Source organism: Acinetobacter sp. IK31 (assembly GCF_035615195.1).
GTDB classification, from domain to species: Bacteria; Pseudomonadota; Gammaproteobacteria; order Pseudomonadales; family Moraxellaceae; genus Acinetobacter; species Acinetobacter calcoaceticus_C.
Genome location: NZ_JANBOB010000003.1, coordinates 1 through 1,106, shown reverse-complemented (window position 1 = coordinate 1,106; position 1,106 = coordinate 1). Strand labels below are relative to the sequence as shown.

1 protein-coding gene is annotated in these 1,106 nt (G+C 45.0%); it reads right to left on the bottom strand.

What is annotated here, in order from left to right:
* On the bottom strand, window positions 1-1,106 hold a 1,106-nt coding region (gene tuf / locus MSG66_RS03650), incomplete at both ends, for an elongation factor Tu (protein WP_324652386.1).

The following is a 1,106-nucleotide window of genomic DNA, read 5'->3' as shown; positions in this document are numbered from 1 at the left end:
AACACCAGCACCTACAGTACGACCACCTTCACGGATCGCAAAACGTAGACCTGGGTCCATTGCGATCGGGTGGATTAATTCTACTGACATTTCAACGTTGTCACCTGGCATAACCATTTCAACGCCGTCTTGTAATTGGATTGCGCCAGTTACGTCAGTTGTACGGAAGTAGAACTGTGGACGGTAGCCGTTAAGGAATGGAGTATGACGACCACCTTCTTCTTTAGAAAGTACGTATACTTCTGCATCGAATTTAGTGTGTGGCTTGATTGTACCTGGTTTAGCAAGTACTTGACCACGTTGTACGTCTTCACGCTTAGTACCACGTAGAAGAACACCACAGTTCTCGCCTGCACGACCTTCGTCAAGCAATTTACGGAACATTTCTACGCCAGTTACAGTCGTTACTACTGTGTCACGAATACCAACGATTTCAACTGATTCGCCAACTTTAACGATACCAGATTCAACACGGCCTGTTACTACAGTACCACGACCAGAAATAGAGAATACGTCTTCGATTGGCATCAAGAATGCTTTGTCGATAGCACGTTCTGGTTCTGGAATGTAAGAGTCAAGCGCTTCAACAAGAGCAAGAACTGAAGGCTCGCCATATTGACCAGCATCGCCTTCCAACGCTTTAAGCGCAGAACCACGGATAACTGGAGTATCATCACCTGGGAAGTCATAAGTAGAAAGAAGTTCACGAACTTCCATTTCTACTAATTCAAGTAATTCTTCATCATCAACAAGGTCACACTTGTTCAAGAATACGATGATGTAAGGTACACCAACCTGACGAGAAAGAAGGATGTGTTCACGAGTTTGTGGCATTGGGCCATCAGTCGCAGCACATACAAGGATCGCGCCGTCCATCTGAGCAGCACCAGTAATCATGTTTTTAACATAATCGGCGTGGCCCGGGCAGTCTACGTGAGCGTAGTGACGGATTGGAGAATCGTATTCTACGTGTGAAGTATTAATTGTAATACCACGTGCTTTTTCTTCAGGTGCTGAGTCGATTTGTGAGTAATCTTTCGCTTCACCGCCGTAAGTTTTTGCACAAATAGTTGCAATCGCAGCAGTTAAAGTTGTTTTACCATGGT